Here is a 25290-nt window from a genome sequence, read left to right on the forward strand (position 1 = left end):
GGGAACGGGAGGGCCACGATGGCTGATGCATCCGGAGCCGCGGCAGGTGCGCCGCAAATCACCGCCATCGGGCTTGCACCGAAGACGATCCACGGCATGCGCTACCGGCGCGTGGGCCGCTCCGGCCTCAGCGTGTCCGAAATGGGCGTCGGGTGCTTTTCGTTCGGCGAGTTCGTCGACACCGCCGGCGCCGAAGCGGTCGTGCACTGCGCGCTCGATCTCGGCATCAACTATTTCGACACCGCCGACAGCTACGGGCTCGGCGTCTCCGAGGAGAAGCTCGGCGCCGCCCTGGTCGGCCGGCGCAGCCGGGCCGTCATCGCCACGAAATTCTCGAACCGCATGGACTACGGCCCGAACGACATCGGCACCTCGCGGCTGCACATCGTGCGCGCCTGCGAAGCGAGCCTGCGCCGGCTGAAGACCGACTACATCGATCTCTACCAGGTGCATTGGCCTGACCGCCGCACCCCGATCGAGGAAACCATGCGGGCGCTCGACGACCTCGTCCGGGAGGGCAAGGTTCGTTATCTCGGCGTCGCCAATTTCTTCGAATGGGAGATCTGCGAGGCACAGTGGACCGCCGAGAAACTCAACCTGAACAAGTTCGTCTCGGCGCAGGATCACTACAACCTGCTCTATCGCGACATCGAAAAGCGCATGGAGCCGTTCTGCGTCAGATACGGCATCGGCATGAACTCCTATTTTCCGCTCGCCGGCGGCCTGCTCACCGGCCTGTACCGGCGCGACGAGCCGGCGATAACAGGCACGCGGGCGGCGGCAAGCGCGAGCTATGCGGCGTGGCAGAGCAAGCGCAATTGGGACGTCCAGGAGGCGCTCCAATCGTTCGCAGAGGCGCGCCGATGGTCGCTGCCGCAGATGTCGCTGGCCTGGCTGTTGTCGCGGCCGGCGATGTCGACGATCATCGCCGGCGCCGACAGGCCCGAGCATCTGATGGACAACGTGAAGGCGCTCGATATCCGCTTCACGCCCGAGGATCTCGTCGAGATCGACCGCCTGACGCTGGTCGATGAGGACCGCAGCGTCGCGCCGGTCTATCGCCGGCTGCGCCCCGAGAAGGTCCACGAATTCGGACCGATGCAGGAAGCGAGAGCAAGGGCGCTTTCGTAGCGCGGCTGGCGGCGAGGCTTTCGCCGAAACCAGGCGCTGTCGAAATCAAGACTCTGCTAACGTTAAGACGCCGCGGCGCGGGCCTGCATGGTTACCACATCGCTCATTCCAGGGCGGCTTGGTCAACGCGCCGTTTAGGTTAAAGGCCGCGGATTCAGTACGCGTTAGTGAAGTTCCTGCGGTGCCGTCGGGCTAATTCGAATGCTGCAGGTGCAATTGACTCTTTGTTAGATTCTTTCCGGACTCATGGGAGCGTCAAGAAAATGACACTTGATAACAACCAGTAGGGACTCAAACATGACCGGCATTGTGCTTTCCGCCTCGGTTCGCCAGAACCTGCTTTCGCTGCAGTCCACCGCTTCGCTGCTCGCCAGCACCCAGAATGACCTCGCCACCGGCAACAAGGTCAATTCGGCCCTCGACAACCCCACCAACTTCTTCACCGCCCAGTCGCTGAACAACCGCGCCAGCGACATCGGCAACCTGCTCGACAGCATCGGCAACGGCGTCCAGGTGCTGCAGTCCGCCAACACCGGCATCACCTCGCTGCAGAGCCTGGTCGACAGCGCCAAGTCGATCGCCAACCAGGTGCTGCAGAGCCCGCTCGGCTACTCCGCCAAGTCCAGCGTCACCTCGGCCGCCATCACCGGCGCCACCGCCAACAACCTGCTCGGCACCACCGGCACCAACGCCACCGTGACCGGCACCGCCGTCAACAACAACCTGACCTCGGCCGTCGCCATCACCAGCGCCACCACGCTGTCGGGCGCCGCCAACACCGACTCGCTGGCCTCAGCCATCTCCACCGGCGACACCCTGGTCGTCAACGGCACCACCTTCTCCTTCGTTGCCGGCTCGACCTCCACGGGCACCAATATCGGCGTCGGCGACACCGTTGCCCACCTGCTCTCCGCGATCGACACGGTGACCGGCGCCACCACCGCCTCCAGCGTCAACAGCGGCAAGATCACGCTGTCCACCGGCACCAGCCAGAACCTGGTGATCTCCGGCACCGCGCTGACCAAGCTCGGCTTGACCGCCGGCACCACCAATGTCGGGCCGCCCGCCCTGTCCGGCGAGACGCTGACGATCAACGCCACAGGCGGGGGAACGGCGACCTCGATCACCTTCGGCACCGGCAACGGCCAGGTCTCGACGCTGAACGGATTGAACGCGGCGCTGGCCGGCAACAATCTGCAGGCGACGATCGATGCCGCGACCGGCAAGATCAGCATCACCACCACCAACGACGCGGCGTCCTCGACGATCGGCACGATCGGCGGTTCGGCGACCTTGAGCGGCGCGGCCTTCAACGGGTTGACCCCGGCGGCGCCGGTGGCCGATCCGAACTCGCAGGCGCAGCGTGCGAGCCTGGTCGCGCAGTACAACAACGTGCTGACGCAGATCAACACCACGGCGCAGGACGCCTCGTTCAACGGCATCAACCTGTTGAACGGCGACACGCTCAAGCTGACGTTCAACGAGACCGGCACCTCGACGCTCAAGATCACGGGTACCGTGCTGAACTCGGCGGGCCTCGGCCTGTCGACGCTGGCGGCGGGCACCGACTTCCTGGACAACGCCTCGGCCAACAAGGCGCTGACCTCGCTGACGACGGCCTCCTCGACGCTGCGCTCGGAAGCTTCGACGCTGGGTTCGAACCTGTCGATCGTGCAGATCCGCCAGGACTTCTCCAAGAACCTGATCAACGTGCTGCAGACCGGTTCGTCGAACCTGACGCTCGCCGACACCAACGAGGAAGCGGCCAACAGCCAGGCGCTGTCGACCCGCCAGTCGATCGCGATCTCGGCGCTGTCGCTCGCCAACCAGGCCCAGTCCAGCGTGCTGCAGCTCCTGCGCTAAGCCTAAAATCAGGGGGCAAACAAACTGGAGACGGCGGGGGAAACCCCGCCGTTTCGCTTTTCATATCCACTTCGCACGATTCCCCCGGCTTGGAGCAGCGTCCCCGCTTGCCTATGATAGCCCCGGACGAACAAGGGGAGCGCGATGCTGACCGTTCATCATCTCGGGAAATCGCAGTCGGAGCGGATCGTCTGGCTGTGCGAGGAGCTGGAGATCCGCTACGAGCTCAAGCGCTACGCGCGCGATGCGGCCACCATGCTGGCGCCTTCGGACTACAAGGCGCTGCACGGCATAGGCACCGCGCCTGTCATCACCGACGGCGATCTGGTGCTCGCGGAATCCGGCGCCGTGATCGACTACATCATCGCCCGACATGGCGGCGGGCGCCTCGCGCTGAAGCCGGATCATCCCGATTTCGCGCAATTCCTGTTCTGGTATCACTTCGCCAACGGCACCTTGCAGCCCAGCATGGGACGCAACATGATCCTGAACCGGCTGAGGCTGCCGGAAGACAATCCGATCCTCACGGTAACCAGAGCGCGCGTCGACCGCGCGTTCGATCTCGTCGACGCAAGATTGCGCGAGGCAGAGCATCTCGCCGGCCGCGAGTTCACGTCAGCCGACATCATGACCGGCTTTCCGCTCACGACCATGCGCTATTTCCTGCCCTACGACCTGAAACGCTGTCCCAACATTCTGCGCTATCTCGATCGCATCGGCCGACGCCCCGCCTACCGCCGCGCGATGGAGAAAGGCGATCCCGGAATGGCACTGCTGCTGACGTGAGCGCGACATGCCCAACTATATTGCCCTGTTGCGCGCGGTGAATGTCGGCGGCACCGGCAAGCTGCCGATGACCGAGCTCAAGTCGATGTGCGCGGCGGAGGGTTTTGCCAACGTGCAGACCTATATCGCGAGCGGAAACGTGGTTTTCTCCAGCAGCCTGTCCGCGACCAGGGTCAAGGCCGCGCTGGAGAAGCGGCTTGCCGCCTATGCCGGCAAGCCGGTCGGCGTGATCGTCCGTACCGCGGCGGAAATGGCCGCCGTGCTGCGATCCAACCCGTTCCCCAAAGCGCCGCCGAACTTCACGGTCGCGATCTTCCTCGACGAGGCGCCGCCGGCGGACACGCTCGCGTCCGTCCGCGGGCGGGCCGACGAGGAGGTCCGCCTTGGCAAGCGCGAGATCTACGTTGCCTATGGCGCGGGGATGGGACGCTCCAAGCTGAAGATCCCGGCGGCCACGAAAGGCACCGCGCGCAACATCAACACCATCGCCAGACTCGTCGCGCTGGCGGAGGCGCCCTAGCGGGGCAGCCCGGCGCGCACCCTACTCCGCATTCGCAATCGCATGCATCAGCAGGAGCGCGGCGAACACGACGAACATCGAGAACCAGTGGAACTCCACTGGAGCCATATCGACGATGCCGGACAGCCAGTCGATCGGAAGTCCGCCGACCCACAGGATCAGCACCGTGGTAAAGGCGACGAAGACCGCGTCGAGGACGCGCAAGGCGACCAGCTTCGACGTCATCGCAATGCTGACCGGCGGCGCGAGGCATGGAGGCCGACGATACGGCGGCCGGCGGCCTGCGCGGCACGATAGGCCAGCCTGCGCGCGACCCAGCGATCGAACGCGCGCCTGGCGTCGCCGAGCAGGCGGCCAGGCGCGACCATGCCGAGCGTGCCGATGGCAAAGAGATGCAGTGCGATCGAAATCGTGATGCTGGCGACGATCACCGTCGCCCAATCCAGTCTGCTCATGAACGGCTCCAACAGAGATCGGGACAAACGCCGCCAGTCCTGGAAGGCAGCTAATGCGAGCACGCCGCGATGTCTTGGATTGGCACGACATCCTGTCGGACGACGCGGCGACGCGGGCTCACGTCCGGTCGCCCCGCACCTCGCGCGGCGTCAGCCCGTACTGGCGGCGGAAGCGCCGGTTGAAATAGGACAGGTCGCCGAAGCCGACGTCATAGGCGATCGTGCTGATCGCGCGGTGGTCCGCGCCCGGGTCGCACAACAGCCGATGCGCCCGCGCCAGCCGCTGCCCCAGGAGATAGTCCGAGAAAGTGGTGCCGTCGGCCTCGAACAGCCGCTGCAGATAGCGTGGCGTCACGTTGAGGCTCGCCGCCAGGCTGACCACGGAGAGCTCGCGGTTGTGGCTGTTGGCAACGACGTAGGATTTCGCCAGCTTCAGCCGAACCGCGCGAAGCCCGCGCGTGCGTGCCGTATCGGCGAAATCGGGCGACGGGCCGACCGCGAGCGCCAGCAGATCATGCACATGACGGACCGAGAGGTTCATCAGCGCCTGGTCGATGCCGGCGCCGGCGGCCTTGAACAGCCATCCGGTATAGCTGGAGAGCAGACGCAGGGCGCCGCGATCCGCCGGAATCGGCCGCATCACGACATCGCCGACGCTGATCACGCTCGATTCGAACAGCGGCCGCGGCACGCGGATGGTGTAGGACTGTCCGACGCTCTTGCGATGAAAGGCGGCCTCCTCGCCGCCGCTCAGCACGACGGCCTCGCCTTCGCGCAGATCCTGTTCGCGGCCGCCGGAGGTGACGGTCACCGACCCCGAGCGGTTGTAGCAAAGCAGGATGTCGTCATTGCCGTCGGCGAGATAGACGCCGCGACGGGAGATCCGCACCGGAGAGGACGTGCCGTCCACGAGCTGCAGTCCGGGGAGCGCCATGGTGGAAAACTTCGCCTCGAAGCTCCGATCCCGCGCCGGCTCGAGGTCGACGCGAAACATCATCTGTCCATAGTGCTCCCGCCAGACGGCGATGCGGTCTTTTTCGGGAATGGCGCTGGTGGAAAATTCGACGATACGGTTCAAATCAGTCATGCGTATCAAGCCAATCGATTAAAACGTTAGCTTCCCCGCCGTGCGCATTCCTCTGCCCACGCCCCTGTTAGCCCCTTTGTGCGCCGCCCCGCATCCCCTGATCGGAGGACATCGGGCAGCCGCCGGCGGCTGGCACCAAAGCCGCTGTCGCGCTAGGCTTGGTCTTGGTCGCAGCCGTCCAAGACCCGGTGCGACCACGATGATCTCTGTCCCGTTCATTTTTGACAGGCGAGGACGCCAATGACACTCACGGGCAAATGCTTTTGTGGTGCGGTCGAGATCGAGGTTTCGGGCTCGCCGGAAGCGATGGGATATTGCCATTGCAGCTCCTGCCGCTCCTGGTCGGGCGGTCCGGTGAACGCGTTCAGCCTGTGGAAGCCGCAGGCCGTCCGGATCACTGCCGGTGCCGGCAACGTCGCGATGTTCCAGAAATCGCCGCTGAGCCAGCGGCAGTATTGCGCCAAATGCGGCGGCCATCTGATGACCAGCCATCCGCCGCTCGGCCTGGTCGACGTGTTCGCGGCCACCATTCCCGGCCTCGACTTCAAGCCCGGCGTGCATGTCAACTATGCCGAGACGGTGCTGCCGATTCGCGACGGTCTGCCGAAGCTGAAGGATTTTCCGAGCGAGTTCGGCGGCTCGGGCGAGATGATCGCGGAATAACCACCGTTCAACGCGGCGGCGCGGGCCGGCGCTTGCCGGCCGCCGGGCCTTATTCGGCCGCCACGACCAGCCGCTTGTCGAAGCGAATGGCGCGCCAGTCGAGCGAGCGTGAAAACGCGAAGCCCGCGCTGCGCGCCATGCACTTCATTTCCTGGTTGCTGCGCAGCGTCTCTCCGAACAGCTCGAAATTGCCGAGGCTGACGGCGCGGCTTTGCAGGGCATCGAGCAGCGCCGAGCCAAGACCGCGCTGCCGCCATTGCTCCGCAACCGAGATCGCAAACTCGCCGCAGCCTTGCGCGCGGTCGAAGCCATAGCTCGCCTCGCCGACGATGCGGTCACTGCGGGCCTCGCGCGATTCGGCGAGCAGCGTGAAGAATTCCGCCGAGCCGGCGTTCTTCAGGCAGTCGAAGGCAATTCTCGAAAAATTGCTCACCGCGCCCATGAAGCGGTTGTACTGCGCGGGCGGCGAGAGCTCCTGAAAATACACGGCGAGAGCCTCGAGATCGGCCACGGTCGCGGTGCGGATCCAGACCGGTCCTGCCGCCTCGATCACGATGGTTTGCGACACGCTCGTCATTTCACTGCGTCGGGCAGACGCCCGGCCTCTCGATGCAGCAGATCACATTCCGACATTGCACACCTCGCCAGGATTTGACCGCGCCGCATGCAGAGCACGACGCACGCCGACCGCACTTGGACGGAACCGTCAATCAAGCGGCGTCATACGAAGGTTGTGAGGTGGCGCACATAAGCCCGATCAAGACTGTGCTTGCTTGAACCTAAGCAGCCCTGCCGCGACTCATGACGGGGAATTCCGTCAACTGGCTGGGGTTCATCACATCGCGTGCCGCTGTCCCTGCGACGCGGCGCCTTCAATCGAGGAACCAACGTGAAGTGTGATCTCTATGTGCAGGCCGTCGAGGCGGTGTATGCCTGCGGCCATGAAGGGGAAGGCGTTTCTGCGGCGCTGGCTTTGACCAGCCAACTACTCGGCGCGGTCGGAGCAACGTTCGAGGTGATCGACAAGGCGACGCGTCAGCCGCTCGTGTTCTGTTCGGCCGGCCTGCCGCCGGTCGCCGGAACGCAATATGTCGAAGAATTCGCGGCTCTCTGCCCGCGCCACCCGCCGGTCCTGTCGCAGCAGCCCGGCCAACTGAGCTGGGACTACAAGTTCCTCGATGAAAGCGCGATGGATCGCGATCCCTTTTATTCCGATTTCCTGCCAAAAAACGACTTGCGCTATTTCATTGCCGCCGTGCTCGAACAGACGCCGGAAAGAATCGCTGTCGTGTCCGTGCAACGCTCCCGCCGCCAGGGCCATGTCAGCGACCGCGAGATCGCGCTGATGCAGAAACTCTGCCCGCATTTTCAGAGAGCCTACATGATGAGAGCCCAGCTCACCGCTGTCCCTGCCCGCACCGACGCCCTGGAGGATGCCTTCAACCTCTTGGCCGACGGCGTCGCGTTGCTCAGCCGCGACGGCCGGATCGTCTATGCCAACGAGGCGCTGCGCATGATGGCGGCGAGCGGCGGCGATTTCCGTCTCGACCGCGACACCGTAGCGTTCTCAAGCACCGAGCTGCGCAGCCGTTTCACGGCGGCGCTCGGCGCGGCGCTGCGCGCCGGCGATCCTTCCGCGGCCTTTGCGCTGACCGACTTCGCCGTGCCGCGCCAAGACGGCGCACCGCCCTACACGGTGTCGCTGCGGCCGCTGTCGCGGGCACGGACGGACACGCAGCACAATCCCGATGCGGTGGCGATGCTCCTGATCCACGATCCGCTGCAGCAGAATTCGGCGATCTGCCGCATGCTGCAGGAGCTCTACGGGTTGACCAGGGCCGAAGCCCATCTGGTGCAGGCGCTCGGCACCGGCATGACGGCGGTTGCCTATGCGCGCAGCCGGGGCTTGAGCGTCACCACGGTCTACACCCATCTGCGGCGGACCCGCGAGAAGACCGGCTGGCGCAGCGTCGCCGAGCTGACGCGGCGCTTCTACGAGCTCAACGTCGCGCTGCGCGCGAACTAGCTCTTTTCCGCATCACTCCCATGACGATCGCGCGATTGCAGCGGGCCGCGATCCATACGAGGCTTGCCGCAAACCAAAGACCAAAAAGGGAGAATGGTTTGATGCGGGCGATGGCGCACGTTGCGGCCGCAGCACTTCTGTGCGGCATCCATGCTGGTTCGGCCAGTGCCGATCCGCTGCCGCCGGGCGCGGTCGGTTACAACATCGAAGCGGTCGGCTACAGCAACCTCAACGACAAGCCCGGCTTCAAGATGTCGATCCAGAAGGTCGGCGAGCGCTGGTATCTCTATCTCGGCATGCTCTGGAACGAGGGCTGGCAGATCGTCGACGTCACCGACCCCAGGGATCCGAAGGTAGTGAAGGAGATTCAGGGTCCCGACAACACCGCGACCGACCAGATGGAGATCGCCGACGGCAAGATGATAACCGCGCTGGCGAAGATCTCGCCCGGCTGGGGCGGCGACCCCGCAAAACCCTTCGACGAGGGCGTGCTGATCTGGGATCTGAAGGACCCGCTCAATCCGCAGAAGCTCGGCCAGTACAAGACGGGCTCGCTCGGCACCCACCGCAACGGCTATGCCGGCGGCAAGTACATGCATCTGTCGGCGCAGATGCCGGACTTCAAGGGCAACATCTACGTCATCGTCGACATCTCCGATCCGGCGCATCCGAAGGAAGCCGGGCGCTGGTGGGTGCCGGGCCAGAAGGACGGCGAGACACCCGCCGCACCGCCCGGCACGGTGATGCATGGGCCCGCCTTCGTGGCCGGCAACCTGTCCTATCTGCCTTACGGCGGCGCGGGGATGATCATCCTCGACATTTCCGATGTCGCGCATCCGAAGAAGGTCGGCCAGCTCTCGATGAGCCCGCCCTTTGCCGCCAATATCGGCGTGCATACGGTGATCCCGCTGCCGGAGCGCGGCATCGCCTTCATCAATTCCGAGGCGATCCAGGAGGATTGCAAGGAGCCGTTGCAGCACGCTTCCGTGGTCGACATCTCCGACCCGGCGAAACCGCGGCTGATGGCGCTGTTTCCATTGCCGCTGCCGCCGGCGGACTGGCCGATCAAGAGCTTCTGCGAGCGTGGCGGGCGCTTTGGTCCGCATAACCAGAACACGCTGTTGCACAATCCGTTCGTGCAGCCGCAGGGAAACCTGGTCTACCTCACCTATTTCAACGCGGGCCTGCGCATCTATGATGTGGCGACGCCGACCGCGCCGCGCGAGGTCGGCTATTTCCTGCCGCCTGATCCGACCCGTCGCTACGGCACCTTTCCCAAGGGCAAGCTGGTGGCGCAGACCGAGGATGTGCTGGTCGATACCAGGGGCTACATCTACATCACCCACAAGAACCAGGGGCTTTGGATCCTGAAATACACCGGCAAGTGAGCGGCGCCGATCGATCCCGCGATCTGCCTCGACGCTTTAGTCCGCCTCACAGGCTCGGCGCCGGCTCCAGCGCCAGCGCGGCGAGCCCGCCGAAGCGGCGCTCGCGCCGATGGAAGGAGGCAAGCGCCTCGGCGAGATCCTGCGCATCGAAATCCGGCCACATCCGGTCGGTGAAGTGCAGCTCGGCATAGGCGCCTTCCCACAGCAGGAAATCGGACAGCCGCTTCTCGCCGCTGGTGCGGATGATGAGGTCGACGTCGCGCAAGCCCGCTTCGCCGGTCACCAGCGCCGAAAAAGCTTCGCGTGTGAGATTGGCCATGCCGGCGACCCGCGCGGCGGCGGCAAGAATGGCGTCGCGCGCGGAATAGTCGACCGCGATGCGCAGGTGCAGCGCCGCGCCGCCTGCGGTCGCGCGCTCGGCGCGGGCGATCGCGGACGCGATGCCGTCCGGCAGACGGTCACGCCTGCCGATCACGGAGAGGCGGACACCGTTCCTGACCAGGCTCTCGACCTCGTTCGCCAGATAGAACCGCAGCAGCGTCATCAGCGCCGCAACCTCCGCCCTCGGCCTTCGCCAATTGTCGGTCGAGAAAGCATAGAGCGTCAGTGTACCGACGCCCTGATCGGGCGCCGCCTCGACGATCCGGCGGATCGCCTCGACGCCGGCCTCATGCCCGCGCGCCCGCGACAGGCCGCGATGCGTCGCCCATCGGCCGTTGCCGTCCATGATGATGCCGACGTGCAGTTTCTGCTGCAGTTTCTCCTGTAGTTTCTCTTGTAGTTTCTCTTGCGCCGCAGCCGGCCGCTCGGAAGCACGATGACTTTGCATTGCAAAGTTCCTGTCTAAAAGGGGGGACGATCAGGTCGGCAGGATGCCAAGCCGGGCCAGCGCCGACTGCTCGCGGCCGGCGGCCTTCGCCGCATCGCGCACCAGGCGCTCGAGCACGGCGAGATAGTCGAGGAAGCGACGGCGGCCGGCCTTGGTCAGGCGGCAACTGGTATGCGGCCGGTTGCCCTCATAGCCCTTGGTGACCTCGACGAGGCCGGCTTCCTGCAGCACCTGCAGATGGCGGCTGAGATTGCCGTCGGTCAGCCCGCAGAGCTGCTTGAGGTCGGCGAAGGCGAGCCCCTTGGGATGGGCCATCAGCGAGGTGAGCAGGCCGAGCCGCGCCTTCTCGTGGATCACGCGATCGAGCCCGTCATAGGAGAACGGGGCGCTGTCAGTCTTCGGCATCGCTGTCTCCGGATGCGAAATAGATGATGGCGGCCATCAGCACCTGTCCCGCCGCGAACGGCAGGCCCATGGTCCATGGCGAGAGCGTGTGGCTGTGGCTTGCGATCATCACGACCGAAAAGCCCGCGACGAAATACCAGGCGCCGGCGATCGCGACGCTGCGCGGCAGCGAGCGGACCGAGGCGAAAATGCCGAGCGAGACCAGGATCTGCCACAGCCCCGGCAGCATCCACAGCGTCTCCGGCGCGAATTTCCAGAGCACCGCCGCGAGCAGCACGCCAGCCACGCCGGCGGGCAGGAACTGCTCGACCGCCTGGTGGATCATCGCGTCGGCAAGGCCGGAATGATGGCGGCGCGAGCGCGCCCGCATCTCGATCCAGATCATGGCGGCCGACAGCACGGCGGCCACCGACCAGCCGGCGAAGAACAGGATCGGATTATGCGTGGGATCGGCGAGCCAATGGTGCTGCAGGATCGCGGTCAGGAGCGCGACCGCGCCGGTCGCGGCAATTGTCGCCGGGCCGTAGCCGCGAAACGCGGTACCGGCCGCGAGCTGGCTGCGAATCGCGACGATGTCGGCCAGCGCCTTGTCGAGATCTCGCATCCGAAAAGCGGTCCCATTAACTTTGCAATACAAAGTATACCGGGCCGCAAGGCAAATGCAAGGGTGCCGGCGCGGGCCGCTCCCTCCCGCGCGACATTTCTGCCATGGCTACTTGCGGTTGCCATCCGGCCGTGCGGACCCGTAAGATGCCGCGGGTCAGTTGCTGGGGGTGGTCATGATACGGTCGTTTGTCGTCGCGTGCGCGTTCCAGTTGGCGGTCGCCGCCACCGCGCAGGCCGCAGGCCCGTTCGGGAGCATCCGCGTCGGCAACTGGGTCGGGGGCGCGTTCACCGACGACAATAGCGGCGCCTTCTCGCACTGCGCGGCGACCACGACCTATGCCAGCGGCGTGTCGCTCGTGGTCGGCCAGAACGCAACCAATTCCTGGCTGCTCAGCTTCGCGAGCTCCGCCTTTCGCTACACCAAGGGCGAGGGCACCCAGATCGACGTCCTCTTTGACGGCCAGATGCCGGCGCGACTGTTTGCAAACGCCAATTCGCAGATCATGACGACCGCGATCCTGCCGCCGAACATCGCGCGCGTGTTCCAGAAGGCGAGCCTGATGGTCGCGAATCTCGGCGGCAACACGCTTCAATTCAATTTGACCTCGACCGGTCCATTGATCGCAGCGATCGCCACTTGCGTCGCCAAGGTCAAGGCTGACGGCATCAATAGCGCCGGCGATTTCTCCGCGCCGAAGATGGCATCCGCAGGAAAGCCCGCCGCGCCCGGCGATGCGTCGGCGCCCGGGAAGCCCGCGCAGCCCGTCAGCAAGAGCGGCACCGGTTTCGTGATCAGTCCGCAGGGCCACATCGTCACCAACCAGCACGTGATCTCGGGCTGCAATGCGGACAGCATCCGCGGCAATCTCGGCGGCCAGCCGGCGAGCCTGCTGCGGGTCGTCTCCAGCGACGAGCGGAACGATCTTGCGGTGCTGCAGGGGCCGGCCGATACCTTCAAGAGCTATGCGAGGATTCGCGACCGATCAATTCGCTCGGGCGATTCCGTGGTCGCGATCGGCTATCCGTTTCACGGCCTGCTGAGCTCCGACTTCACCGTGACCACCGGCATCGTCAGTTCGCTGAGCGGCACCCTGAACGACACACGCGTTCTGCAGATCAGCGCCGCGGTCCAGCCCGGCAACAGCGGCGGGCCGCTGCTCGACACCAGCGGACTCATCGTCGGCATGGTGGCGGCGAAGCTCGACGCCCTGCGGGTCCTGCGCGTCACCGGCAATATTCCGGAAAACATCAACTTCGCCATCAAGACCGGCATGATCCGCGATTTCCTGGATAACAGCGTCGTGCCGTACGAAACCGCAGCCACCGGAACCGAGCTCAAGACCGCCGAGGTCGCGGACAAGGCCCGCGCCTTCACCCTGCTGATCACCTGCACCGGCAAGGAACCGGCCGAGGCGAAGAGGTAGTGCTAGAGCATCGGTTCTGATGCTCTAGCATTCTTGTTTTGACGCGTTTTCTTCACGCGAACCGGTACCCACTTCGCTCGAAAACGCTCTGGCTGCAGCAGCTAACCGGCGCGCACAGGAAAGCGCGTCAAGCGCTCATGCCCGAAATCTCAGTCGTCGTAGCCGGGATAGCCGTACCAGCCAAAACCGGGAGAGTAGTAGCCGGGCGCCGCATAGCGCGGCCGCCGCGGTTGCTGCACGCGGAAGGCAACACGCGGGTTGATGTTGCAATAATCGAACGTGCCCGACGCGGTCGCCTGGCACTGCTCATAGGTCTGATAGGCGCATTCGCCGGGAATCCCGTGCTCCCTGCCCTGCAGGCACCACGGGTAATCATAGGCCGCAGCCGGACCTGACGTGGCGATGGTCGCAGCACCAGCCGCCGTCACAGCCATCATCGCCAACACAAGCTTGCGCATCTGAAAAACTCCTCACCTCGCGGATACCGCCGTCTGTCGGGTCAATTCTAGCATCGGCGAGCGATCATGCCGATCACTCTACCTTGAGGCCGGCGAACTCGACCACCTTCTTCCACTTCTCGGTTTCCGCCTTGATCATGTCGCCGAACGCTTCCGGCGACTGGATCAGCGGGTCGCCGCCGAGATCGGCGAGCCGCGCCTTCATGTCGGGCTCGGCGAGCACCGCGTTGATCTCGCTGTTGAGCTTTACGATGATTTCCTTCGGCGTGTTCTTCGGCGCCCCCATGCCGAACAGCGCGCTCGCCTCGTAGCCCGGCACCGTCTCGGCGATCGCCTGCACGTCGGGCAGTTGCGGCGAACGCTGCGTCGTGGTGACGCCGAGCGCGCGCAACGCGCCGGAACGGATATGCTGGATGATCGAGGGCATGTTGTCGAAGATCACCTGCACCTGGCCGCCGAGCATGTCGGTGATCGCGGGTGCCGCGCCGCGATAGGGCACGTGCTGCATCGTCGTGCCGGTCATCGCCATGAACATCTCGCCCGACAGATGCACCGAGGTGCCGTTGCCGGAGGAGGCCATGTTCACCTTGCCGGGATTGGCCTTCACATAGGCGATGAACTCGGCGACGTTCTTCGCCGGCACGTCCTTGTTGACCGTCATCACGTTGGGCACGCGGTTGAAGGAGGCGACCGCGGCGATGTCGCGGACGAAGTTGAACTTCAGGTTGGTGTAGAGCGTGGTGTTGATGTAGTTCGCCGGGTTGACCAGCAGCACGGTGTAGCCGTCCGGCTCCGCGTTCACCGCGGTCTCGGTGCCGATATTGTTGCCGGCGCCCGGCTTGTTCTCGATCACGAATTGCTGGCCGAGCCGCTCCGACAGCCGCTGGCCGATCAGCCGCGCGATGATGTCGGTGGCCCCGCCCGGGGGATAGCCGACCAGGAACCGCACCGGCCGCGTCGGATAGTCGAGCGCGGATGCGCCGCGCGCCGACGCGAGCAGGGCCGGCAGGCCGATTCCGATCAGGCCGAGAGCGCTGCGGCGTGAAGTCATGCGGTTTCTCCCAGGATTTTGTTCGTTGAAGTGAAGGCGTTGTGCGTTGTAACAAACAACATCATGCACGACCAGAGCAGGCTAGTGGTCCGATTCTAACATTCGCTATCCGCTTTTGCGCTCCACGAGATGCGACGAAAGGATAAGCCATGACCGTGACGGTGAATGCGCTCGACCACATCGTGATCAACGTCGCCGACGTCGCGCGGACGGCGCAGTGGTACCGCGCCATCCTCGGCATGGAGGTCAAGGTGTTCGATCCGGGTGAGGGCAAGCCGAAGCGCACCTCGCTCGTGTTCGGCAGCCAGAAGATCAATGTGCGGCCACGTGACGCCGGCACGGTCGAGTGGTTCACCGCCGATCACGTTGCGGCCGGCAGCGACGATCTCTGCTTTCTGACGTCGAGCACACCGGACGAGGTGGTCGCGCACCTCAAGGCCCATGGCGTCGCGATCGAGGAAGGCCCGACCAGGAAGCAGGGCGCGCGCGGCATGCTGTTGTCGGTCTATTGCCGCGACCCCAGCCTGATCGAGATTTTCGTCCTACGAGAAGTGAGGCGCTGGAGCGTTTTCGAGCGAAAGCCTGCCCCGAACTTGATCCGGGCTGGGCACCGGTTCGCGCGAAGAAAACGCGTCAAACCAGGAATCTGGAGCATCGGTTCTGATTCCATCAGAACCGAACATGCTCTAATACGCGCCGAAGGCGACCGGGCGGAACGCCTGCAGCAGCTGCTGGTCGAGCTTGCCGCTCATGCCTTCCATCAGCGCAAAGGCGCGCGCATGCGTGAACGGCATGCGGTAGGCGCGCTTCTCCACCAGCGCCGCGTAGATGTCGACGATGGTGGTCAGCCGCACGATGTCGCTGATCTGGTTGCCCGAGAGCCCGTTCGGGTAGCCGCTGCCGTCGAGCATCTCGTGATGGTGCAGCACGACGTCGAGCATCTCCGCGGGGAAACCGCCCTGCGCCGCCAGCGCCTCGTAGCCGCGGCGCGGGTGCTGGCGGATCTCGTACATCTCTTCCTCGGTGAGCGGCGTCTTCTTGTCGAGGATCGCGACCGGCACGAAGGCCTTGCCGATATCGTGCAGCAGCGCGGCGCGCGCCAGGCGCCGCTGGTCGTCCTCGCGCATGCCGAGATTTTGCGCAAAGGCGACCGCGAAGCCCGTCACGAACAGGCAATGGCGATAGCTGTCGATATGGTGGCAGCCGACCGCGGTCAGCCATTCGCGCAGCGAGGTGTGCTTGATGGCCTTGAGGATCTTGTTCTCGGCCTGCATGACGTCCTCGATCGTCAGCGGCTCGCCCGCCGGCAGCTTCTCGAACATCTTCACGATGACCGCGTGCGCGGCCTCGACGCCACGGTTCAGCGCCTTGCCGCGGTCGGTCGCGTCATAGGCGGCGCTGTCGGGGAATGCGGCGCGGACGCGCTGCAGAATCGCGGCTGCGTCGAATGGCCGCGAGATGGTGTCGGTCGCGCCCAGTGCCCAGGCCTGCATCGACGCGTGGTGCAGCGCATCGGCGAGCACGAACAGCCGCGGCATGCTGCGATAGGCTTCGCCGCGCAGCTTGTTGCGGACGCGCTGCACGCTCTCGGCCGAACGCAGGTTGATGTCGACGACGATGCCGGACACCTCGCTCGCCGGCTTGTCCGGAATGTCCGACGTCGCAATCGCCTGAACCTCCCCCACCGAGCGCAGGATATGCGCAAGCTCGTTGCTCTGGTCGGCCTGGTCAGAGGCAAGGAGAAGATGGCGCTTGGGCTGTTTCTGGGAGGCTGAGGCGGTCATGGATTTCCGGCAGCTTGCGAGGGACGACTGGTCACGCAACTTACCGACAATGGGTTCCCTGCCGCTTAATGGGCGTCATGAACGGACTTGCTCGATGAAAGCTACAATTTTAGCGAATGCGCCTCGCGCAAAAAAGTCCGCCGGAGGCTTGCTCCGGCGGACCGTGGTCGTGTTCGCGTGCTGACGCGCCTTACGCCTTCATCGCCGCCTTCACCGCCTCCGCCGAGATCGGCAGCGAGCGCACACGCGCGCCGACCGCGTTGAACACCGCGTTGCCGATCGCGGGCGCGACCACCGTCACCGCGGGCTCGCCGACGCCGGTGGCGTGCTCGCCATTGGCGATCACGGCAACCGCGACCTCCGGCAGCTGGCTCATGCGCAGCGGCGTGTAGCTGTCGAAGTTGGTCTGCTCGATGCCGCCGTCCTTCAGCGTCGCCTTCTCATAGAGCGCGAGCGAAAGCCCCCACAGCGCCGCGCCCTCGACCTGGGCGCGGATGTTGTCGGGATGCACCTGGGTGCCGACGTCGGTGGCCACGGTCAGCTTCTTGACCTTGACCTCGCCCGATGGCGCGACCGCGACATGGGCGACGCAGGCGGTCCAGCTTGCGGTGGCGCGCTCCTGCGAGGAGACGCAGGCAACGCCCATGCCCTCGCCCTGCGGCAGCTGCCTGGTGCCGTAGCCGGCGAGCCCCATCGCGGCGAGCAGCGTGTTGCGCAGCCGCTGCGCGCCGCCGGCATTGGCGCCCTTGCCGTCGAGCATGTCGATGCGGTACTGCGCCGGGTCGCGTCCGACCGCATGCGCGAGCTCATCGACCATGCTTTCGACCGCCCAGAACGTCCAGCCCGGCGCCACCGAGCGCAGCTGCCCCGACGGCGTGGCGGTATGCGCCATCTCGTTGAGGATCGCCCGCACATTGTGATTGGGCACGGTGTAGAAGAAGTCCGCGCCGTTCACGGTGAACGCATCCAGCGAGCCCTTCTTGTCGACCGAGGGCGACAGGAAGTCGGGAATGCCCCAACGCTTGGTCGGCCACGCCGAAACCACGTCGTGGTTCATCGCGATCAGCTTGCCGTCGCCGTCGAGACCGGCCTTGATCTTCTGGTAGGTCAGCGGACGCGAGAAATCCATCGTCATGTCGTTCTCGCGCGAGTAGATCACCTTGACCGGCTTGCCGACTGCTTTCGCGGCCTGCACCGCCGGCACCATCATGTCGGCATCGAGCCGCCGGCCGAAGCCGCCGCCCAGCCACATCTGGTGCATGACCACGAATTTGGGATCGATCCCGGCCGCACCGGCGGCGATCGCGCCGGAGCGCGTCGCGAACTGGTTGCCGGAATAGACGTGCAGGATGTCGCCCTTGAACTCCGCCGTGGCGTTCATCGGCTCCATCGGCGCGTGGATGTTGATGCTGGTGGTGTATTCCGCCTCCAGCACCTTCGCGGCGGTGCCGAGCGCCGCCTTGGTGTCACCGTCCTTGACGAAGAACTCTCCGGAATCGTCGAGCGCCTGCAGCCTTTTGGCTTCGGTCAATAGCGATTCACTGGTCAGCTTCGCGTTCGGACCACCGTCATAGGCAACCTTCAGCGCATCCGCCGCCTTGCGCGCATTGGCATAGGTGTTGGCGACCGCCACCACCCAGCCCGTGGTCGTTCCCGTCTTGTCGTCGAGCGTCACCGCCTTGATGAAGCCGGGCAGCTTTTTCGCGGCACTGTCGTCGACCGATGTCACGGTCGCGCCGTAGCGCACCGGCGGAGTGACGACCGCGCCGTACACCATGCCCGGCAGCATCACGTCGATGCCGTATTTCGCCGCGCCGTTGGTCTTGGAGGGGATGTCGAGCTGCGGCACCGAGACGCCGATCAGCGTGTACCGGTCCGGCGTCTTCAGCTTGATCGCCTTCAGCTCGTCCGGCGTGAAGGTCTTGGTCGCCTTGCCGCTCTTGACGACGTCGCCAAAGCTCATCTGCTTCTTCGCCTTCGCATGCGCGATCATGGAGTCGCGCACCACGAGCTCGGAAGCCGGCACGCCCATGATGCCGGCGGCCGCTTCGGTGAGCGCGATGCGCCCCGCGGCGCCGGCACGGCTCATCGCCTCGAAATTCATCATGGTCGACCAGCTGCCGCCGGTGATCTGCACGCCCAGCACGGGATCGTTGAATTTCGGATCGTTGGAGGCGAGCTGGACCCGCATGTCCTTCCAGTTCGCGCCGAGCTCTTCGGCGACGATCTGCGCCATGGTGGAGGCGATGTGCTGGCCCATGTCGGCCTTGCCGCAGGTCACGGTCACGATGCCGTCGGGCGCGATCGAGTACCAGACGCTGGGATCGAAATTGGCGGGCGCGGCGAGCGCCTGGTCGGCGCCGAGCATGCCGGGAACGGCGGAATAGCCGAGCGCGAGCCCTGCGGCCGCGGTGCCCACGAGGAAATGGCGGCGGCTGAGATCGGCCGCGTCGGGCTGACTGATCCTGGTCTTGTCGATTTTCACGTGGCTGTTCATGTCGCCCTCCGCTCGCCGGCGTTGGAGGCGGTGCGCATCTCGGACGCGGCCCGCATGATCGCCTTCTGGATCCGCGAATAGGTCATGCAGCGGCAGAGATTGCCGTCCATGGCGTCGACGACCTCTTCCCGCGTCGGGTTGGAATTCTTGGCGAGCAGGGCTGCGGCCTGCATGATCTGGCCCGACTGGCAGTAGCCGCATTGCGGCACCTGCTCGGCGATCCAGGCCTTCTGCAGGGGATGATCGCCCTTGGGCGCGAGCCCTTCGATGGTGGTGATCTTCTTGCCGACGGCGTCGCCGAGCGCGGTCTGGCACGAACGCACCGCCTCGCCATTGATGTGAACCGTGCAGGCGCCGCACAGTCCCGCGCCGCAGCCGAACTTCGTGCCCGTCATCTGCAATTGCTCGCGGATGACCCAGAGGAGCGGCGTATCGTTGGCCGCCTCGACGGACATATTTCGTCCGTTGATATTGAGACTAGGCATTAGAGCATCCCCTTCCGGTGTACGAGGCCGCTTACGGCGGCAGTCACTTTTGGGTAACCGGCACCCACCGGGCCAGTGTCGGAGCTGGGAAGAATGATCGCGTTCGTTTGCGGTGGCAATCCGATTCGGACTCCCGCTGTGCGGGTAAAAATGTTTTTGAAAATTTTGCTTGTGCGCTGCGACAAAAAACTTGTCACAATCTCGCCGAACTGCGCCGGATTTCCTCACCCGGCAAAGCCGCGATACAGTTAGCGCGATCGAAAAAAGCCGGAAGAGCTTCATGCCAACCATCGACCGCGACGGGGTCAAGATCCACTACGAGGTGCATGGCGACGGCCCGCCCTTGATCCTGACCCACGGATTTTCCGCGACATCGGCGATGTGGGCGGATCAGATCGAGGCCTTGGCGCAACGGCACACGCTGGTGCTGTGGGACATGCGCGGCCACGGCCGTTCCGACTACCCCGACGATCCCGCCGCCTACAGCGAAGCGCACACCGTCGGCGACATCGCGGCGCTGCTGGACGCGGTCGGCGCTGCCAGCGCCATCGTCGGCGGGCTTTCGCTCGGCGGCTACATGTCGCTCGCGTTCTGCCATGCCCATCCCGAGCGGGTCCGCGCGCTCCTCATCATCGACACCGGGCCCGGCTTCAGGAAGGACGACGCGCGCGAGGCCTGGAACGCTCGCGCGCTCGGCATCGCGGACCAGTTCGAGCGCGAGGGGCTGGCCGTGCTGCGGTCGGCGAGCCGCGAGCGCGCGACCGCCATCCATCGCGATGCATCGGGCCTGGCGCGCGCCGCGCGCGGCATGCTGACCCAGCGCGATGCGCACGTGATCGAGCATCTCGCCGCGATCAGGGTGCCGGCGCTGGTCGTGGTCGGCGCCGACGACACGCCGTTTCTCGCCGCCTCCGACCATATGGCAGCGAAGATTCCTGCCGCCCGGAAAATCGTGATCCCCGCCGCCGGCCATGCCGTGAACATCGACCAGCCGCAGGCGTTCATCGATACGGTCCTGCCGTTCCTGCACGGCCTGCCGCGGGAGGCCGCGGCGGAGTCCGCGATGCGTTCCTGACGGCGCCGCCCAAACGACGATCCCTCAACCCTCAAACCAGATGGAATAGACCGTGGGAAAAGACATCAAGCTGACGGCATCGGACAAGTTTCAGCTCGGCGCTTATCGCGCCGATCCAGCGGGCGCGCCCAAGGGCGCGATCGTGGTGATCCAGGAGATCTTTGGCGTCAACCACCATATCCGCAGCGTCTGCGACCGGCTGGCCGCTGAAGGCTATGTTGCGGTTGCGCCATCGATCTTCGACCGCATCGAGCCGAATTTCCAGAGCGGCTATTCGCCCGACGAGGTCGCCAATGCACGCAAGTTCGTCGCCAATCCGGATTTCCCGGCGATGCTGCGCGACACAGAGGCCGCGATCGATTCCGTGCAGAGCGTCGGCCCGGTCGGCATCGTCGGCTTCTGCCTCGGCGGCAGCATCGCCTATGCGGCGGCGACAAAACTCTCCGGGCTGAAGGCGGCCGTCGGCTATTATGGCGGCGCCATCGTGCGCTTTGCCGACGACAAGCCGAAGGTGCCGACCGAGCTGCATTTCGGCGAGAAGGATGCCGGCATTCCCCTGAGCGATGTCGAGGCCATCAAGGCGAAGCGGCCGGAGGTCGAGATCTACATCTATCCGGGTGCCCAGCACGGCTTCCATTGCGACGAGCGCGCGAGCTACGACAAGAAGAGCGCCGACATCGCCTGGCCGCGCACCCTGGAATTTTTTCGGAAGCACTTGAGGTGACGCGCAGCGTCAATCTGGTCTGACGACGGACTGCGTCCTTCGTCAGAACCAGCGCTCGCCCACCTGCACGGTGTCGCCTGGACCGAGCGGGGTGCCGAGCGGCACCGAGGTGCGGCTGGGGCCGCCGGCATTGCTGTGGGTGAGCGTCACCACGTCGCGGCGCGCACGCGGCGAGAAGCCGCCGGCGATCGCGATCGCGCTCTCGACCGTCATGTTGGGGACGTAGGGGTATTGGCCGGGCGCCTGAACCTCACCGAGGATGAAGAACGGGCGATAGGCCTCGATCTCGACCGCGACCGACGGCTCGCGGATATAGCCGCGGCGCAGTCGCGCGCCGATCTCGGCAGCCAGGCCCGCGGGCGTGCGGCCGCGCGCCGGCACCTGTCCGATCAGCGGCATGGTGATCGAGCCGGCGGCATCGATCGCATAGGTGTTGGTGAGGCCTTCCTGGCCATAGACCACGACGCGCAGCTTGTCGCCGGCATCGAGCTGATAGCCGCCGTCGTAAGCCACCGGCGCGGGCGCCGCGGCGTAGGCAACGGGCGCCGGCGCGTAAGACGGCGCGCGCGTGGAGGCAAAGCTGTTGCGCAGCGCGCCGATCGCGCCGCCGCCGCTCGCACCGGCCGCGGCCGGCTGGTTATAGAGCGGGCCATAGGCCATGGTGTCGAGATCGCCGGGACCCGCGACCGGATATGTCGTCTGCATGCAGCCGGACAGCGCGAGCGCGACCGCAGCGGCAATGATGGGCAATCGAAACGCGCGCACAGCCCGCACCCCTTCAAGCGAGATGCCTCAGTCTTGCACCGGTTATGGTTAACAAACGGTTTTCGCGAGGCACCGTGCGCCAAGTCTCGCTCTCCCCGCTTGCGGGGAGAGGTCAACTGGTCCGTGGGCAGACCGATCGAAAGGATCGCGATCGAGATCAGGCGGCGTTGACGCCGACCCCGATCGGGCAGGACACGCCGGTGCCGCCGAGGCCGCAATAGCCGGCCGGGTTCTTGGCCAGATATTGCTGATGATAGTCCTCGGCGAAATAGAACGGCCCGGCGGGCGCGATCTCGGTCGTGATGGAGCCAAGCCCCTTGGCGGCGAGCGCCTTCTGATAGAGCGCCTTCGACGCCTCGGCGGTTTTGCGCTGGGCTTCGCTCGTGGTGTAGATCGCCGAGCGATATTGCGTGCCGACGTCGTTGCCCTGGCGCATGCCCTGCGTCGGGTTGTGATCTTCCCAGAACGTCTTCAGCAGTTTCTCGTACGAGATCTTTTTCGGATCGAACACGACCAGCACCACCTCGGTATGGCCGGTGCGCCCCGAGCAGACCTCTTCATAGGTCGGGTTCGGCGTGTGGCCGCCGGCATAGCCGACGGCGGTGACATGGACGCCGTCGCCAAGCTCCCAGAACTTGCGCTCGGCGCCCCAGAAGCAGCCGAGCCCGAACACCGCCTGCTCCGAACCTTCCGGATAAGGCGGCTTGAGGTTATGGCCGTTGACGAAATGCGTGATCGCGGTCGGGATCGGCTGCGAGCGGCCGGCCAGCGCCTCGGCGGCACTGGGCAGCGCGGTGGTCTTGCGCATGAACAACATGGATGGTCTCCAGGCGGCAATGAGGACGCCGTCCGCGACGGACGCGCGCGTCCCTGCTGTGAGCCTTTATATAGGTCTTTACGGGCGGATTGGCACGTCCGTTACGCCGGGAGCCTCTGGCGGGCCCGGCGTCAGTCGCGCGAATAGCCGATCAGCGGCTTGCGCGGCCGGAACAGGATCATCAGCACAAGGCCGATCACGCCAAGCACCGCAAAAACCGGCTGGTCCAGCACCACCCGGACCACCCAGCCCCACAGCCACGGCGCGTGGCCCTCGACCCAGGTCCGGAAGGCCTGCTGGCTTGCCTGGTTGATGTCGTTCCAGAACTGGCCGAACCGGGTGAAACGCAGGCTCTGGTCGGCGACGAAACGCGCCCCGTCATAGACCAGGAAAATGAATCCGCCGGCCAGCAGCAAAAGCCCGATAAATCGGAAAAACCCGCGGATCATGGCTCACCTTATATAGACCGGATGCCAGCCATTACCGGGGCGACCGTGGAAATTCAACCTCGTCAGTGGCTTATCCAACCCCCGGAGACGCTTTTCGCGGCCAAAGCGAGGGCGGAAAGCGTTGACGCTGCCAACCCTCGCCTCTATAAGGGCGGCGATGGCGGCGGGCGCAATCCCGCCGCCGCTGTTCTTTGAGCGGCGCCGCCAGATGGGCCTTGTTGCCCGCGGGGCAGGCTTGCTCGAGAATATGCTAGTGTGGCGGTTCAGAAGTCCGCATCATTGTGGCCCACGAATTCGTCATGCGGACTTCCGAACCAAAGCCACACTAGGTCAACACGTCGCTAGTGTGCTTCGATTCCGAAGTTCGCAAACGGGGGCCCGCACAATGATGCGGACTTCGGAATCGAGACACTAGCGACAACTTGAAGCTTGGATCACAGGACTGAGCGGCCGGTGCGCTTTCAGCCGACCAGCAGCGACCGGTCACCGAAGGACATTTGAGATCATGGCCAATACCACTTCCGCCAAGAAGGCGACGCGCAAGATTGCCCGCCGCACCGCCGTCAACAAGTCGCGCCGCACCCAGATGCGCGGCGCCGTTCGCCAGGTCGAAGAGGCGATCAAGAGCGGCGACCGCGCTGCAGCAGTAAAGGCGATGGCGCATGCCGAGCCGGCGCTGATACGCGCAGCGCAGCGCAACATCGTTCACAAGAACAATGCCAGCCGAAAGGTGTCGCGCCTCACGCGCCAGATCGCGAAGCTGAAGTAGACCGATCGCGAATAAACTGATCGAAACGCATATTCGTCACTCGAGCCCGGCATGCGCCGGGCTCTTTGCTTTTCAGACGACGCATTGTGACACGAAGCGGCACACCTTTTGTCGCCACGCACCGCATTCATGCTTTGCGCGCCCGTAGTTTCACTTGATGCAGTTTTGCCTCACCTGAAACACGGCGATGCATTGCGAGAAAGCCAATGATGACAGGGACAAAGGCAATGCGGCGATCGATCGCATGCTGCGGCCCGCGTGGGAGTTACCCTGCAAAAAGAGTCGCAAAAAACTCCGCTTCGATAATCACTTATCCCCATAGCGAAACGAAGTATTTGGAAAATTCGGTTTAGCCGCGTTCGCTTGAAGAATTTGTGAATTTTTTTTGGCCAGTCTTGCCAATTGTGACGACGCGCGTGACATGCGCGAATCTGTACGCTGATTCAAAAACTTGCTTTCAACTTTGGAAACCTTTTCGCCGCGACTGCGAAGCCGGCGATGGTTCTTCGCGCGCCCATCTTGAATCAAATGCATTGCGAGACGACACGCATCGTGTAATTTCAATTTCGTTCGCGGCGCCTACGATCTTGAGACCAGCGCGGTTTTAGAAACGAGGCGGACGTGCAAATCGGCGGCGGTGTGCGCGTTGGCGGCGCTTTCCAAGCGATTGTCGAGCCGTAGCCCATAGCAATATGGGAGCGGGAGTCCTGTGTCTAAATTTCTCGAGCGAGGCGTTTTTTTCGTCTCCGCTGACCAACCAGAGAAATAAGAAGCAGGACAATCGGCAAGAAGCGGAAACGAAGCTCAGGCGAATGGGTTAGTGACGGGTGAACAGACGGCCTTGCGGCTGACACTGTGTTTGCACGGGGCTGATTTTTGTAACACGCAGGATGACAACTTGCCGTGAGCAATCGCGGCGAGGCGGGGAGGTTGCATGCTTTACGGAAACATCGCGGTATTCGCTTCGAAACCATTTTCCACCGATGCCGTAACGGATGCGACAGGCTCGTCCTGCGCGGAGGCACCCACCAGACCTTCGAGTATTTGCTGACCTCGCCGGCCTTTTCTTCGATCCAGCATTGATGTCTGCCTGACGGCGGTTTCGCCGAACGGCGTCTCATGCCCGGACGACGGAAGGCTCGCTTGAGGTCGCGTCACCGCGGGAAACCGGCAACTACTCTCGCGGGGCGCATCACCAGCCGCCTTTACTCTCTACGGAAAAGTTCTCAGACA

Annotated in this window: 26 protein-coding genes and 1 pseudogene; 12 read left to right on the plus strand and 15 right to left on the minus strand. The window is 64.8% G+C overall.

From position 1 onward, the window contains the following. Positions 1-18 precede the first annotated feature (18 nt). The 4 genes from QOU61_RS37010 (at position 19) to QOU61_RS37025 (ending at position 4300) form a co-directional block, all read left to right on the plus strand. Positions 19-1131, plus strand: coding sequence for an aldo/keto reductase (locus QOU61_RS37010; RefSeq protein WP_289656094.1), 1113 nt, complete (start codon positions 19-21; stop codon positions 1129-1131). Positions 1132-1428: 297 nt separating this feature from the next. After that, positions 1429-2994: a flagellin N-terminal helical domain-containing protein gene (locus tag QOU61_RS37015; RefSeq protein ID WP_289656095.1), complete on the plus strand. Its 1566-nt coding sequence runs from the start codon at positions 1429-1431 to the stop codon at positions 2992-2994. Positions 2995-3138: 144 nt separating this feature from the next. Then, the gene (locus QOU61_RS37020) at positions 3139-3780 is read left to right on the plus strand and encodes a glutathione S-transferase family protein (RefSeq protein ID WP_289656096.1); all 642 of its coding nucleotides are present in this window, start codon (positions 3139-3141) and stop codon (positions 3778-3780) included. Between the two features lie 7 nt (positions 3781-3787). Continuing rightward, positions 3788-4300, plus strand: coding sequence for a DUF1697 domain-containing protein (locus QOU61_RS37025; protein WP_289656097.1), 513 nt, complete (start codon positions 3788-3790; stop codon positions 4298-4300). A 21-nt stretch (positions 4301-4321) separates the two neighbouring features. Here QOU61_RS37025 and QOU61_RS37030 read toward each other — a convergent pair whose 3' ends face one another. The 3 genes from QOU61_RS37030 to QOU61_RS37040 all read right to left on the minus strand — a co-directional run bounded on the left by QOU61_RS37030 (position 4322) and on the right by QOU61_RS37040 (position 5842). Continuing rightward, positions 4322-4525, minus strand: a complete 204-nt coding sequence (locus tag QOU61_RS37030; protein ID WP_289656098.1) for a hypothetical protein — start codon at positions 4523-4525, stop codon at positions 4322-4324. Further along, on the minus strand, positions 4522-4755 hold the full coding sequence (locus QOU61_RS37035) for a hypothetical protein (RefSeq protein ID WP_289656099.1): 234 nt from the start codon (positions 4753-4755) through the stop codon (positions 4522-4524). The genes QOU61_RS37030 and QOU61_RS37035 overlap by 4 nt, the downstream gene beginning before the upstream one ends. Positions 4756-4873: 118 nt before the next feature. Further along, the gene (locus QOU61_RS37040; RefSeq protein WP_289656100.1) at positions 4874-5842 is read right to left on the minus strand and encodes an AraC family transcriptional regulator; all 969 of its coding nucleotides are present in this window, start codon (positions 5840-5842) and stop codon (positions 4874-4876) included. A gap of 240 nt (positions 5843-6082) precedes the next feature. Here QOU61_RS37040 and QOU61_RS37045 point away from each other — a divergent pair, with 240 nt between their 5' ends. After that, positions 6083-6505: a GFA family protein gene (locus QOU61_RS37045; protein WP_289656101.1), complete on the plus strand. Its 423-nt coding sequence runs from the start codon at positions 6083-6085 to the stop codon at positions 6503-6505. Between the two features lie 49 nt (positions 6506-6554). Here QOU61_RS37045 and QOU61_RS37050 read toward each other — a convergent pair whose 3' ends face one another. Continuing rightward, positions 6555-7073, minus strand: a complete 519-nt coding sequence (locus QOU61_RS37050; RefSeq protein WP_289656102.1) for a GNAT family N-acetyltransferase — start codon at positions 7071-7073, stop codon at positions 6555-6557. A gap of 321 nt (positions 7074-7394) precedes the next feature. Here QOU61_RS37050 and QOU61_RS37055 point away from each other — a divergent pair, with 321 nt between their 5' ends. Both QOU61_RS37055 and QOU61_RS37060 read left to right on the plus strand, forming a co-directional pair. Beyond that, entirely contained in the window at positions 7395-8531 is a 1137-nt protein-coding gene (locus QOU61_RS37055; RefSeq protein WP_289656103.1) for a helix-turn-helix transcriptional regulator, read from the plus strand. A 101-nt stretch (positions 8532-8632) separates the two neighbouring features. Continuing rightward, positions 8633-9919, plus strand: coding sequence for an LVIVD repeat-containing protein (locus tag QOU61_RS37060; RefSeq protein WP_289656104.1), 1287 nt, complete (start codon positions 8633-8635; stop codon positions 9917-9919). 46 nt (positions 9920-9965) lie between these two features. On the opposite strand, the gene QOU61_RS37065 is transcribed toward QOU61_RS37060, so the two are convergent. The 3 genes from QOU61_RS37065 to QOU61_RS37075 form a co-directional block, all read right to left on the minus strand. Continuing rightward, positions 9966-10646, minus strand: a complete 681-nt coding sequence (locus QOU61_RS37065; protein WP_289662107.1) for a di-trans,poly-cis-decaprenylcistransferase — start codon at positions 10644-10646, stop codon at positions 9966-9968. Between the two features lie 132 nt (positions 10647-10778). Beyond that, the gene (locus tag QOU61_RS37070; RefSeq protein ID WP_289656105.1) at positions 10779-11153 is read right to left on the minus strand and encodes a winged helix-turn-helix domain-containing protein; all 375 of its coding nucleotides are present in this window, start codon (positions 11151-11153) and stop codon (positions 10779-10781) included. Further along, positions 11140-11757 carry a hypothetical protein gene (locus QOU61_RS37075; RefSeq protein WP_289656106.1) on the minus strand — a complete coding sequence of 206 codons (618 nt, stop codon included), beginning with the start codon at positions 11755-11757 and terminating at the stop codon, positions 11140-11142. Before QOU61_RS37075 ends, QOU61_RS37070 begins: the two co-directional genes overlap by 14 nt. Before the next feature lie 175 nt (positions 11758-11932). Between QOU61_RS37075 and QOU61_RS37080 the strand changes: the two genes are divergently transcribed. Next, positions 11933-13183 (plus strand): S1C family serine protease, encoded by a 1251-nt coding sequence (locus tag QOU61_RS37080; protein WP_289656107.1) that lies wholly within the window; start codon positions 11933-11935, stop codon positions 13181-13183. 149 nt (positions 13184-13332) lie between these two features. On the opposite strand, the gene QOU61_RS37085 is transcribed toward QOU61_RS37080, so the two are convergent. Together QOU61_RS37085 and QOU61_RS37090 are read right to left on the minus strand one after the other, a co-directional pair. Continuing rightward, positions 13333-13641: a DUF3551 domain-containing protein gene (locus tag QOU61_RS37085; protein ID WP_289656108.1), complete on the minus strand. Its 309-nt coding sequence runs from the start codon at positions 13639-13641 to the stop codon at positions 13333-13335. Positions 13642-13714: 73 nt separating this feature from the next. Continuing rightward, a complete protein-coding gene (locus tag QOU61_RS37090) occupies positions 13715-14692 on the minus strand; it encodes a Bug family tripartite tricarboxylate transporter substrate binding protein (RefSeq protein ID WP_289656109.1) in 978 nt (325 codons plus the stop codon). 149 nt (positions 14693-14841) lie between these two features. On the opposite strand from QOU61_RS37090, the pseudogene QOU61_RS37095 reads away from it, so the two are divergent. Next, positions 14842-15243, plus strand: a pseudogene (locus tag QOU61_RS37095) (VOC family protein); the annotation flags it as partial. Between the two features lie 135 nt (positions 15244-15378). Here the strand turns inward: QOU61_RS37095 and QOU61_RS37100 are convergent. The 3 genes from QOU61_RS37100 to QOU61_RS37110 all read right to left on the minus strand — a co-directional run bounded on the left by QOU61_RS37100 (position 15379) and on the right by QOU61_RS37110 (position 19458). Further along, positions 15379-16476, minus strand: a complete 1098-nt coding sequence (locus tag QOU61_RS37100; protein ID WP_289656110.1) for an HD-GYP domain-containing protein — start codon at positions 16474-16476, stop codon at positions 15379-15381. 190 nt (positions 16477-16666) lie between these two features. After that, positions 16667-18973, minus strand: coding sequence for a xanthine dehydrogenase family protein molybdopterin-binding subunit (locus tag QOU61_RS37105; RefSeq protein WP_289656111.1), 2307 nt, complete (start codon positions 18971-18973; stop codon positions 16667-16669). Continuing rightward, positions 18970-19458 (minus strand): (2Fe-2S)-binding protein, encoded by a 489-nt coding sequence (locus tag QOU61_RS37110; RefSeq protein ID WP_289656112.1) that lies wholly within the window; start codon positions 19456-19458, stop codon positions 18970-18972. The genes QOU61_RS37105 and QOU61_RS37110 overlap by 4 nt, the downstream gene beginning before the upstream one ends. A 280-nt stretch (positions 19459-19738) precedes the next feature. Between QOU61_RS37110 and QOU61_RS37115 the strand changes: the two genes are divergently transcribed. Both QOU61_RS37115 and QOU61_RS37120 read left to right on the plus strand, forming a co-directional pair. Beyond that, positions 19739-20533 carry an alpha/beta fold hydrolase gene (locus QOU61_RS37115; protein WP_289656113.1) on the plus strand — a complete coding sequence of 265 codons (795 nt, stop codon included), beginning with the start codon at positions 19739-19741 and terminating at the stop codon, positions 20531-20533. A gap of 52 nt (positions 20534-20585) precedes the next feature. Next, positions 20586-21257 carry a dienelactone hydrolase family protein gene (locus tag QOU61_RS37120; RefSeq protein WP_289656114.1) on the plus strand — a complete coding sequence of 224 codons (672 nt, stop codon included), beginning with the start codon at positions 20586-20588 and terminating at the stop codon, positions 21255-21257. A 42-nt stretch (positions 21258-21299) separates the two neighbouring features. Here QOU61_RS37120 and QOU61_RS37125 read toward each other — a convergent pair whose 3' ends face one another. The 3 genes from QOU61_RS37125 to QOU61_RS37135 all read right to left on the minus strand — a co-directional run bounded on the left by QOU61_RS37125 (position 21300) and on the right by QOU61_RS37135 (position 23288). Further along, positions 21300-22031 carry a polysaccharide biosynthesis/export family protein gene (locus QOU61_RS37125; protein WP_502876864.1) on the minus strand — a complete coding sequence of 244 codons (732 nt, stop codon included), beginning with the start codon at positions 22029-22031 and terminating at the stop codon, positions 21300-21302. Positions 22032-22179: 148 nt separating this feature from the next. Then, positions 22180-22839, minus strand: a complete 660-nt coding sequence (gene msrA, locus QOU61_RS37130) for a peptide-methionine (S)-S-oxide reductase MsrA (protein ID WP_289656116.1) — start codon at positions 22837-22839, stop codon at positions 22180-22182. A 131-nt stretch (positions 22840-22970) separates the two neighbouring features. After that, a complete protein-coding gene (locus QOU61_RS37135; RefSeq protein WP_289656117.1) occupies positions 22971-23288 on the minus strand; it encodes a hypothetical protein in 318 nt (105 codons plus the stop codon). A gap of 505 nt (positions 23289-23793) precedes the next feature. Between QOU61_RS37135 and rpsT the strand changes: the two genes are divergently transcribed. Then, complete coding sequence (rpsT, locus tag QOU61_RS37140) at positions 23794-24057, plus strand: 30S ribosomal protein S20 (RefSeq protein WP_289656118.1); 264 nt, start codon at positions 23794-23796, stop codon at positions 24055-24057. Positions 24058-25290: the final 1233 nt, after the last annotated feature.

Source organism: Bradyrhizobium sp. NP1 (assembly GCF_030378205.1).
Lineage (GTDB): Bacteria > Pseudomonadota > Alphaproteobacteria > Rhizobiales > Xanthobacteraceae > Bradyrhizobium.

Excerpts from the sequence above, each read along its gene's own strand:
- QOU61_RS37090 (WP_289656109.1), bottom strand. The coding sequence starts at position 14,692 with ATGACTTCACGCCGCAGCGCTCTCGGCCTGATCGGAATCGGCCTGCCG.
- QOU61_RS37075 (WP_289656106.1), bottom strand. The coding sequence starts at position 11,757 with ATGCGAGATCTCGACAAGGCGCTGGCCGACATCGTCGCGATTCGCAGC.
- rpsT (WP_289656118.1), top strand. The coding sequence starts at position 23,794 with ATGGCCAATACCACTTCCGCCAAGAAGGCGACGCGCAAGATTGCCCGC.
- QOU61_RS37045 (WP_289656101.1), top strand. The coding sequence starts at position 6,083 with ATGACACTCACGGGCAAATGCTTTTGTGGTGCGGTCGAGATCGAGGTT.
- msrA (WP_289656116.1), bottom strand. The coding sequence starts at position 22,839 with ATGTTGTTCATGCGCAAGACCACCGCGCTGCCCAGTGCCGCCGAGGCG.
- QOU61_RS37070 (WP_289656105.1), bottom strand. The coding sequence starts at position 11,153 with ATGCCGAAGACTGACAGCGCCCCGTTCTCCTATGACGGGCTCGATCGC.
- QOU61_RS37105 (WP_289656111.1), bottom strand. The coding sequence starts at position 18,973 with ATGAACAGCCACGTGAAAATCGACAAGACCAGGATCAGTCAGCCCGAC.
- QOU61_RS37065 (WP_289662107.1), bottom strand. The coding sequence starts at position 10,646 with ATGGACGGCAACGGCCGATGGGCGACGCATCGCGGCCTGTCGCGGGCG.
- QOU61_RS37040 (WP_289656100.1), bottom strand. The coding sequence starts at position 5,842 with ATGACTGATTTGAACCGTATCGTCGAATTTTCCACCAGCGCCATTCCC.
- QOU61_RS37030 (WP_289656098.1), bottom strand. The coding sequence starts at position 4,525 with ATGACGTCGAAGCTGGTCGCCTTGCGCGTCCTCGACGCGGTCTTCGTC.
- QOU61_RS37110 (WP_289656112.1), bottom strand. The coding sequence starts at position 19,458 with ATGCCTAGTCTCAATATCAACGGACGAAATATGTCCGTCGAGGCGGCC.
- QOU61_RS37015 (WP_289656095.1), top strand. The coding sequence starts at position 1,429 with ATGACCGGCATTGTGCTTTCCGCCTCGGTTCGCCAGAACCTGCTTTCG.
- QOU61_RS37035 (WP_289656099.1), bottom strand. The coding sequence starts at position 4,755 with ATGAGCAGACTGGATTGGGCGACGGTGATCGTCGCCAGCATCACGATT.
- QOU61_RS37085 (WP_289656108.1), bottom strand. The coding sequence starts at position 13,641 with ATGCGCAAGCTTGTGTTGGCGATGATGGCTGTGACGGCGGCTGGTGCT.
- QOU61_RS37025 (WP_289656097.1), top strand. The coding sequence starts at position 3,788 with ATGCCCAACTATATTGCCCTGTTGCGCGCGGTGAATGTCGGCGGCACC.
- QOU61_RS37115 (WP_289656113.1), top strand. The coding sequence starts at position 19,739 with ATGCCAACCATCGACCGCGACGGGGTCAAGATCCACTACGAGGTGCAT.
- QOU61_RS37020 (WP_289656096.1), top strand. The coding sequence starts at position 3,139 with ATGCTGACCGTTCATCATCTCGGGAAATCGCAGTCGGAGCGGATCGTC.
- QOU61_RS37010 (WP_289656094.1), top strand. The coding sequence starts at position 19 with ATGGCTGATGCATCCGGAGCCGCGGCAGGTGCGCCGCAAATCACCGCC.
- QOU61_RS37135 (WP_289656117.1), bottom strand. The coding sequence starts at position 23,288 with ATGATCCGCGGGTTTTTCCGATTTATCGGGCTTTTGCTGCTGGCCGGC.
- QOU61_RS37080 (WP_289656107.1), top strand. The coding sequence starts at position 11,933 with ATGATACGGTCGTTTGTCGTCGCGTGCGCGTTCCAGTTGGCGGTCGCC.
- QOU61_RS37100 (WP_289656110.1), bottom strand. The coding sequence starts at position 16,476 with ATGACCGCCTCAGCCTCCCAGAAACAGCCCAAGCGCCATCTTCTCCTT.
- QOU61_RS37060 (WP_289656104.1), top strand. The coding sequence starts at position 8,633 with ATGCGGGCGATGGCGCACGTTGCGGCCGCAGCACTTCTGTGCGGCATC.